General features: G+C 66.3%; 8 protein-coding genes. 2 read left to right on the top strand and 6 right to left on the bottom strand.

The window, feature by feature from the left end:
- Nucleotides 1-212: 212 nt before the first annotated feature.
- The 4 genes from rpsT to mutM all read right to left on the bottom strand — a co-directional run bounded on the left by rpsT (nucleotide 213) and on the right by mutM (nucleotide 2,809).
- Complete coding sequence (rpsT, locus tag VKZ87_RS15505) at nucleotides 213-485, bottom strand: 30S ribosomal protein S20 (RefSeq protein WP_165013385.1); 273 nt, start codon at nucleotides 483-485, stop codon at nucleotides 213-215.
- A gap of 158 nt (nucleotides 486-643) precedes the next feature.
- On the bottom strand, nucleotides 644-1,417 hold the full coding sequence (locus VKZ87_RS15500) for an enoyl-CoA hydratase (RefSeq protein WP_324222170.1): 774 nt from the start codon (nucleotides 1,415-1,417) through the stop codon (nucleotides 644-646).
- 18 nt (nucleotides 1,418-1,435) lie between these two features.
- The gene (locus VKZ87_RS15495; protein ID WP_324222169.1) at nucleotides 1,436-1,819 is read right to left on the bottom strand and encodes a hypothetical protein; all 384 of its coding nucleotides are present in this window, start codon (nucleotides 1,817-1,819) and stop codon (nucleotides 1,436-1,438) included.
- Nucleotides 1,820-1,984: 165 nt separating this feature from the next.
- The gene (mutM, locus tag VKZ87_RS15490) at nucleotides 1,985-2,809 is read right to left on the bottom strand and encodes a bifunctional DNA-formamidopyrimidine glycosylase/DNA-(apurinic or apyrimidinic site) lyase (RefSeq protein WP_324222168.1); all 825 of its coding nucleotides are present in this window, start codon (nucleotides 2,807-2,809) and stop codon (nucleotides 1,985-1,987) included.
- Nucleotides 2,810-2,855: 46 nt separating this feature from the next.
- On the opposite strand from mutM, the gene ubiE reads away from it, so the two are divergent.
- Together ubiE and ubiB are read left to right on the top strand one after the other, a co-directional pair.
- Nucleotides 2,856-3,617 carry a bifunctional demethylmenaquinone methyltransferase/2-methoxy-6-polyprenyl-1,4-benzoquinol methylase UbiE gene (ubiE, locus tag VKZ87_RS15485; protein ID WP_324222167.1) on the top strand — a complete coding sequence of 254 codons (762 nt, stop codon included), beginning with the start codon at nucleotides 2,856-2,858 and terminating at the stop codon, nucleotides 3,615-3,617.
- A 6-nt stretch (nucleotides 3,618-3,623) separates the two neighbouring features.
- On the top strand, nucleotides 3,624-5,189 hold the full coding sequence (gene ubiB, locus VKZ87_RS15480; RefSeq protein WP_324222166.1) for a 2-polyprenylphenol 6-hydroxylase: 1,566 nt from the start codon (nucleotides 3,624-3,626) through the stop codon (nucleotides 5,187-5,189).
- A gap of 54 nt (nucleotides 5,190-5,243) precedes the next feature.
- Here ubiB and VKZ87_RS15475 read toward each other — a convergent pair whose 3' ends face one another.
- Together VKZ87_RS15475 and VKZ87_RS15470 are read right to left on the bottom strand one after the other, a co-directional pair.
- Nucleotides 5,244-6,515 carry a porin gene (locus VKZ87_RS15475; RefSeq protein ID WP_324222165.1) on the bottom strand — a complete coding sequence of 424 codons (1,272 nt, stop codon included), beginning with the start codon at nucleotides 6,513-6,515 and terminating at the stop codon, nucleotides 5,244-5,246.
- A 294-nt stretch (nucleotides 6,516-6,809) separates the two neighbouring features.
- On the bottom strand, nucleotides 6,810-7,925 hold the full coding sequence (locus VKZ87_RS15470; RefSeq protein ID WP_324222164.1) for a porin: 1,116 nt from the start codon (nucleotides 7,923-7,925) through the stop codon (nucleotides 6,810-6,812).
- Nucleotides 7,926-8,061 lie beyond the last annotated feature (136 nt).

Here is an 8,061-nt window from a genome sequence, read left to right as displayed (position 1 = left end):
CAAGACGAAGTGAATCGCAGACTGACGCTAGCCCGGCCCCCGCGGGCACTGCAACCGAACAACGCGCTTGACAGGGATTCAACCGTGGCGAATCCCGGAACCCTTGGCAATTTGGCAACGGCCCGCCGGAACCGCCGTTTCCGGGGCCGAAAAACGAACGGGGACGCAACCGGAAAAGGTTGCGTCCCCGTCCTGGAAAAACCCTGAAAGGATCAGGCCTTGGCGGCCAGCGCCTTCACCCGCGACGACAGCCGCGACATCTTGCGCGACACGGTGTTCTTGTGCAGCACGCCCTTGGTCACGCCGCGGGCCAGTTCCGGCTGGGCGTTCTTCAGCGCCTCGGCGGCAGCGGTCTGGTCGCCCGAGGCGATGGCCTCCTCGACCTTGCGCAGGAAGGTGCGGATGCGCGAGCGGCGCGCCTTGTTGACGGCATAGCGCGCCTCGGACTGGCGGGCGCGTTTCTTGGACTGGTCGGTATTGGCCATGGCTGGCTCCTTGCGGTCTGTTCGATGTCTATTGCACGAAAGACCGAAGGCCCCGATCTGGGATCGGGATCGATTCTTGCCTAAGCGGGCCCACGCGCATGTGGGCCGGGCCTATAAGCCATACGCCGGGGAAAGGGAACAGGGAATCAGCGGTCCCCTCATCTGTCCCGGAACTGCGGCTGGCGCTTTTCCAGGAAGGCGGCCATGCCCTCTTTCTGGTCCGCGGTGGCGAAGGCCGCATGGAACAGCCGGCGTTCGTGCAAAAGCCCCTCTGCCAGCGTCGTCTGCTCGGCCCGGTTCACCGCTTCCTTCACCAGCATGGCGGTGATCATCGACTTCTCGGCGATCTTGGCGGCCACCTTCAGCGCCTCTTCGATCAGCGACTTGGCCGGAACCACGCGGCTGACCAGCCCGCAGCGTTCCGCCTCTGCCGCCTCCATGAAGCGCCCCGTCAGGTGCATGTCCATCGACTTCGACTTGCCGACCAGCCGCGTCAGCCTTTGCGTCCCGCCCATGCCCGCGACGATGCCCAGATTGATCTCGGGCTGGCCGAATTTGGCGGTGTCGGCGGCGATGATGAAGTCGCACATCATGGCAAGCTCGCATCCGCCGCCCAGCGCATAGCCGGCTACGGCGGCGATGATCGGCTTGCGCACGCGCGTGAAGTCTTCCCAGCCGGAGAAGAAGTCTTCCATGAAGGCGTCGATATATTGTTTCGGCTGCATCTCCTTGATGTCGGCGCCGGCGGCGAAGGCCTTCTCCGAGCCGGTGATGATGATGCAGCCGATCGCGTCATTGGCCTCGAAGTCATCCAGCGCCCGGCCCATCTCCTGCACCAGCGGCGTGTTGAGGGCGTTCAGCGCATTCGGCCGGTTCAGGGTGATCACGCCCACGGGGCCGCGCGTCTCCACCAGGATATTCTCGTAAGCCATGGTTTCCTCTTAAGCGATTTAGCGATTGGGACGCAGTTCGAAGCGCACGATCAGCGCGGTGCCGTCGCGGCCGCTGAGCGTGAGCTGCAGCACTTCGGCATCGCGACGATATTCCGTCGCCCCCGATCCGGACGACCCGACCGGCTGCCAGCCGAGCTGCGGCAGGGTTTCGGCATAGAACTGCCGGACGCTGGCCGCGGTCACCGCCCCCTTCGCCTCGATGGACGCGATGCGCCCGGCCGGCTTGTCGAAAACCGTCGCGGTATCGGGGACTTCCGCCAGCCCGGGCATCAGCGGCACGTCCTCCGCGATCGACAGGAAGGTCGCCGCGGCGACCGGGACGGCGGTGGCCCAAACAAGGGTTGCACCGAGCCCCGCCAGCACCACTAGGGCGGCCAGCATGGATCTGGTGACAAGGCTCCAGCCGGGGCGGAACATGGCCGGGACTTTGGCAGAGGGGGGCAGGTTTTGGAAGGCTTGAATGGCCCGGGCAGGAGGTTTTCCCGGCCCGTTTTCACCCCGAAGATCGCCCCCTCCCGGACCTGACCCGGCCCGTTCGGATACCCGCTATTTCTGGCAGGTCCCGCAGTAGAAGGTCGACCGGCCTGACTGGACGATGCGCTTCACCGGGCGGCGGCAGGCGGTGCAGGGCTGACCCTCACGGTCATAGACGCGGAAGCGCGTCTGGAAATAGCCGAGTTCGCCGTCGGACTGCACATAATCGCGCAGGGAGGAACCGCCGGCCTCGACCGCCTCAAGCAGCACCTTCTTGATGGCGGGCACCAGCCTGGCGAGCCGTTCGGGCCGCACCGTGCCGGCCAGCCGGCGCGGTGAGATGCCCGCGCGGAACAGTGCCTCGCAGACATAGATGTTGCCCAGTCCCGCCACCACGGTCTGGTCGAGCAGGGCCGCCTTCATAGGCGTGCGCTTGCCGGCCAGGGCAGCCTGCAGCACGGCCGGGGTGAAGTCGTCGCTCAGCGGCTCCGGCCCCAGGCAGGCCAGCAGCCTGTGCTGCTCCAGCCGGTCGGCGGGAACCAGGTCCATCATCCCGAAGCGGCGGGCGTCGTTGAAGGTGACCGCCCAGCCCTCGTCGGTGGCGAAGATCACGTGGTCATGGGCGCCGATATCGTTGGGCCAGCCGCTGCGCAGCACCATGCGGCCCGACATGCCGAGATGGATCAGCCAGACCAGTCCGCCCTCGAGCCGGACCAGGATGTATTTCGCCCGCCGGTCCAGCGCCTCAACCCGGCGTCCCCGGATGGTCGCGGCAAAATCCTTCGGCAGGGGAAAGCGCAGATCGGCGCGGCGCGCCTCGATACGGGCGATGCGGCGCCCCTCCAGCCGCATGGCCAGACCGCGGCGGGTAGTCTCGACTTCAGGCAGTTCGGGCATGCCCTAGCCATACCGTGGCGTGGCGCTTTCGGCTATGGTCCGGGCCATGACGGACATGCAGGAAAACGCCGCCGGCGAGACCCATTTCGGCTTCCGCTCCGTGCCGGAGAGCGAGAAGGCGCGGCTGGTGCGCAGCGTGTTCGATTCGGTGGCGGACCGCTACGACCTGATGAACGACCTGATGTCGGGCGGCATCCACCGCCTGTGGAAGGCCGCGATGATCGACTGGCTGAATCCGCGCGGGGCCATCCGCATACTGGATGTGGCCGGCGGCACCGGCGACATCGCCTTCCGCATCCTCGACCGCGCCCCGCAGGCGGAGGTGCTGGTCGCCGACATCAACGTCGCGATGCTGGAGCAGGGCCGCAACCGCGCGATCGACCAGGGCCGGCTGCGGCGCCTGACCTGGGCCTGCATGGATGCCGAGCGGCTGGCGCTGCCCGACCGTTCGGTGGACGCCTATACGATCGCCTTCGGCATCCGCAACGTCACCCATATCGACATTGCGCTGGCCGAGGCCTTCCGCGTGCTGAAACCGGGCGGGCGGTTCCTCTGCCTGGAATTCTCCCATGTGCGCAATCCCGCGCTGGCGGCGCTCTATGACGCCTACAGCTTCAACATCCTGCCGAAGCTCGGCGGCTTCGTGGCCAACGACGAGGCGTCCTACCGCTATCTGGTGGAAAGCATCCGCCGCTTCCCCGACCAGGACCGCTTCGCACAGATGATCGTGAATGCCGGCTTCGGCAATATCCAGGTGCGGGACCTGAGCGGCGGCATCGCCGCACTCCATTCGGCACGGCGGATCTGACGCCGCATGCTGACCGGCCCGCGTCACCTGCTGCGCCTGTTCGCCATCCTGCGCTGCTTCGCGCGCCACGATGCGCTGCTGCTGCTCGGCCAGACGCCGCCGAGCTACATGGGCGATTTCGCCGGCGTGCAGCGGACGCTGCGGCTGTTCCACGCGCTGTTCGGCCGGCGCCGGCCGGGCCTGCGCGAGGGCGAGAGGCTGGCGGCGGCGCTGTCGGAACTCGGCCCGAGCTTCATCAAGCTCGGCCAGGTCCTGTCGGTGCGGCCCGACCTGGTCGGCGCCGGCATCGCCGAGGATCTCGGCCGCCTGCGCGACCGCCTGCCGCCCTTCCCCTGGGACGAGGCGAAGGCCAGCGTCGAGGCCGAGCTCGGCCGGCCGCTGGAAGAGCTGTTCGCCGGCTTCGAGCCCGAACCGGTGGCCGCGGCCAGCGTGGCCCAGGTGCATTTCGCCGAGACGGCGGACGGCGTGCCGGTTGCCGTGAAGGTGCTGCGGCCCGGCGTGGAGGCGGCCTTCGCGCGCGACCTGAAACTTTTCGCCTGGCTGGCCGACGCCGCCGAGCGCCGCATCGCCGGCATGGCGCGGCTGCGGCCGCGCGACGTGGTGGCGACGCTGAACGACTGGGTGAATATCGAACTCGACCTGCGGCTCGAGGCGGCCGCCAGTTCCGAGCTGCGCGACAATTTCCGCGACGATCCCGACGTGGTGGTGCCGCAGGTGGACTGGCAGCGCACCGGGCGCCGGGTGATGACCTCGGCGCGCATCGCCGGCATTCCCATCGAGGATCGCGACGCGCTGGTGGCGGCAGGCATCGATCCCTCCGCAGTGGCCGCGCGGGTGATCCGCGTCTTCCTCAAGCAGGCGCTGCGCGACGGCTATTTCCACGCCGACATGCATCACGGCAATCTCTTCGTGGCACCGGACGGCCGCATCGAGCTGGTCGATTTCGGCATCATGGGCCGGCTCGACATCCGCACCCGGCGCTTCATGGCCGAGATGCTGGGTGCCTTCCTCACCGGCAACTGGCGCCGCGCGGCGGAAGTGCATTTCGAGGCCGGCTATGTGCCGGCCGACCGCGATGTCGACAGCTTCGCCCAGGCCTGCCGCTCGATCGGCGAGCCGATCCTCGACCGGCCGGTCACCGAGATCTCCATCGGCCGCCTGCTGGCGCAGCTGTTCCAGATCACCGAGACCTTCGGCATGCGCACCCAGCCGCATCTGCTGCTGCTGCAGAAAACCATGGTGACGGTGGAGGGCGTGGCGCGCAGCCTGGATCCGCAGATCAATTTCTGGGATGTGGCGCGGCCGGTGATCGAGGACTGGGCCCGCGAGAATATGGGGCCGCAGGCGCGGGTGCGGGAAGCTGCCGGCAATCTCGCCGATTTCGCCCGCCGCCTGCCGCAGATCGCCAGCGGCCTCGAGGCACTGGCGGCGGCCGTGCACGCCGACGGCCTGCGCATCAGCGACGACAGCCTGGCGGCATTCACCAGGGCGCAGAAACGCGCGCGCCGCCCGCTGCTCTGGGTTCTGTGGGCCATTGCCGCGCTGCTGGCGGCGGGATTGCTGCTGGACTGAAAAGAAAAAGGGGCCGGTTTCCCGGCCCCTTCCCCGTCTCCAATTTCCTGCCGATCAGAAGTCGAGCCGCATGCCGACAATGCCGAAATTGGCTTCCGAGTCGTTGTCGAGCTGCGCGACGCCGTTGATGACCGTGCCGGCGGCAATGGCGTCATCGTATTCGTAACGGCCGATGCCGCCGAATGCCAGCACGCCGCGCGCGACCTGGTAGGTCACGCCCAGCGAGTACCACGTATACTCATCCTCGCCGCCGACCAGCGTGCCGCCCACATTGCCCTGGTCGGCCTTGGTGAAGGCGTAGTCGATACCGATGCCGATGGAGCCGGGATTGGTCCCGTTGGTCAGGTAGCGGATGCCGGCGGTGTAGACGTTGCGCTCGTCATCACCCGAAGGGGTGACGCCCATTTCTTCCTGCTTCCAGGCACCGCCGACCTGCACCGACGAACCGCCGGCAAGATTGTAGGTGATCGTGGTGCCCAGGGCATAACCCTGCAGGCCGGTATTGCCGTAGACGGTGGCCGAACCGTTCGCCAGCGAGCCGGCACTGTCGGCCTCGATGCTGAAGCGGTTATAGGCACCGAACAGGGCCAGGTCGAACGCACCGAAGCTCTCCAGGTAATTGGCCGAAAGCGTGATGGCTTCCTCCACCTGTCCGGCATCGGTCCGGGAGGGGAAACCGCCGCCGCAGCCGACCGTCGAGCCGGCATTGGAGAAATCCTGGCAGCCGTCGGGAACATAGGAGAAGCCGAGCTGCAGGCCCTTGCCGGCCTTGGAGCCGAAGAACCGGTCCGCCGAGGTGTACAGGTTGATGCCCTCGGCATCATCCGGCGCGGAGGCAAACTTGGTCAGATTGCCTCCGGTGCGCGCCCCGGTCGGCGCATTGGTAATGGCGATCGAACCGGTCGGGTCGATCGTGCCGTAACCGGGAATCGCGGTCGGCGCGGCATAGACCATCTTGGAAGCGGCCCGGTCCGTCGAGCCGAATTCGGCACGGCCGATATCCCTGCGCTCGATGAACAGATAGCGCTCGTCGATCTGATCGACCTCGGTCTGCGCTTCCAGCTCGACGCGGGCGCCGATGACGGTGCCGTTGTCCAGCACGCCGCGGATGTTGAACCAGATTTCCGAGTCGGAACTCAGCGCGGTGTCACGCCGCCCGTCGAGCGTGCGGTTGTCGTCCAGGTCGGCAGCCTTGAACACTTCCGTGATGTAACCGCCGACCGTAACGGTGAGCGGCTGGGTCTTGGTCTGGGCCGCGGCGATATCGGTTGCCGCGATGGTGGCGACGGCGACCAGAGCCGTCCCGAGGAGATAAGTCTTCTTCATCTGGAGATCCTTCTAGGTTTGACGTGTCAGCGTCGAACGACGACCCCAGATATGCCTGCGGACTACTATGTAGAGGGATGAGTTCGCCGGGGAAGGTGCGTCACCGATCGGCAGCGCCGCCCGTGATCACGGATACATTGCGGTCGATCGACGGCCGGTGTGGCGGGAATGACACGGCCATGGCGGGACAGGATGCAGGCCCGCAAGAAGAGATGACCGGAGACTTCGGGAGGAAACGACAAAGAAAAAGGGGCCGGTTTCCCGGCCCCTTTCCTGATCCAGCTGGAAACTGGATTAGAAGGTCAGGCTGATGCCCAGGACGGCGAAGGTCTGGTCGACGTCGTTGGCAGTACCCGGAGCGTCGGTCTCCGCAACGCCGATGCCGGCGAAGGTCAGCACGCCGGTGGCGAGCTGATAGGTCAGGCCGAGCTGGTAGTAGTCGAGATCGCCGACGGTCACGTCGTCGTCCTCACGCCAGGCACCTTCGACACCGATACCGACCGAACCCGGAGCGGAACCGTTGGTCAGGTAGCGGATACCAGCGGTGTAGGCTTCACGCTCGCGGACATTGGAGATGTCCTCGTTGTTGTAACCGCCACCGATCTGGACGGCAGCGCCGCCACCGACGTTGATCGCGAACTGCGCACCGACCTGCCAGCCCGACTCACGGTCGTTGCCGACAACCTTCACGCTGTTGTAGCCAGCGTACAGAGCGGCATCGACATTGCCGAACGACTCGAGGTAGTTGGCAGCAATGTTCAGGCCTTCCTCAGACCCGACCGGCGTACGGAAGCCACCACCGCAGGCGTTGGTCAGATCGTTGGTGGTGAAGTCCTGGCAGTTGTTCGGGGTGTAGCTGAAGCCCAGCTGCAGACCCTTGCCAGCCTTCGAACCGAAGTAGCGGTTCGAGGCGGTGTAGATGTTGATGCGCTCGGCGTCGTCCTGCGCATTCACGAAGCGCATCAGCGGAGCGTTAACAACGCCCGAGTACTCCGAATGCACCGTGGTGCTGTGGTTCGGCAGCACGCTCGGGGCCATGTAGATCATCTTCGTGGTGACCGAGTCGGTCGAGCCGAGTTCCACGCGGCCCAGGTCCGAACGCTCCAGCCACATGTAGCGCTCGTCGATCTGGTCGTTGTACGAAGCGGCTTCCAGCTCAATGCGGGCGCCGACCACGACGCCGTTGTCGAGCACGCCGCGGACGTTGAACCAGATTTCCGAGTCGGTCGTGAAGCGATGATCCTTCTGGCCCCCGTTCGGGTCGCGGTCCTGGTAACCGAACATCTGGCTGTAGTAACCGCCGACGGTCACGCCGAGCGGCTCAGCCTTCACCTGCGCGTTGGCAACGTCGGCCACGAACAGGCCGGCAGCCGCCACGAGCGCGGTTTGCAGAAGCAGCGTCTTCTTCATTTCTTCTTTCCTCTCCCACCGGGATTTGGGTTGCAATGCTAGTCGCTAGCGATTGAGCAATCAGCCCAGACGGGCCGAGTGATCGCAGGGATCAAGCCATCCGCACCCCGCAAGTGTCAATAAAAGCAGCACTTTC

It is taken from the genome of Ferrovibrio sp. (assembly GCF_035304305.1).
Classification (GTDB): Bacteria; Pseudomonadota; Alphaproteobacteria; order Ferrovibrionales; family Ferrovibrionaceae; genus Ferrovibrio.
The sequence above is the reverse complement of the archived record's forward strand: the minus strand, read 5'-3'. Positions and strand labels throughout refer to the sequence as shown.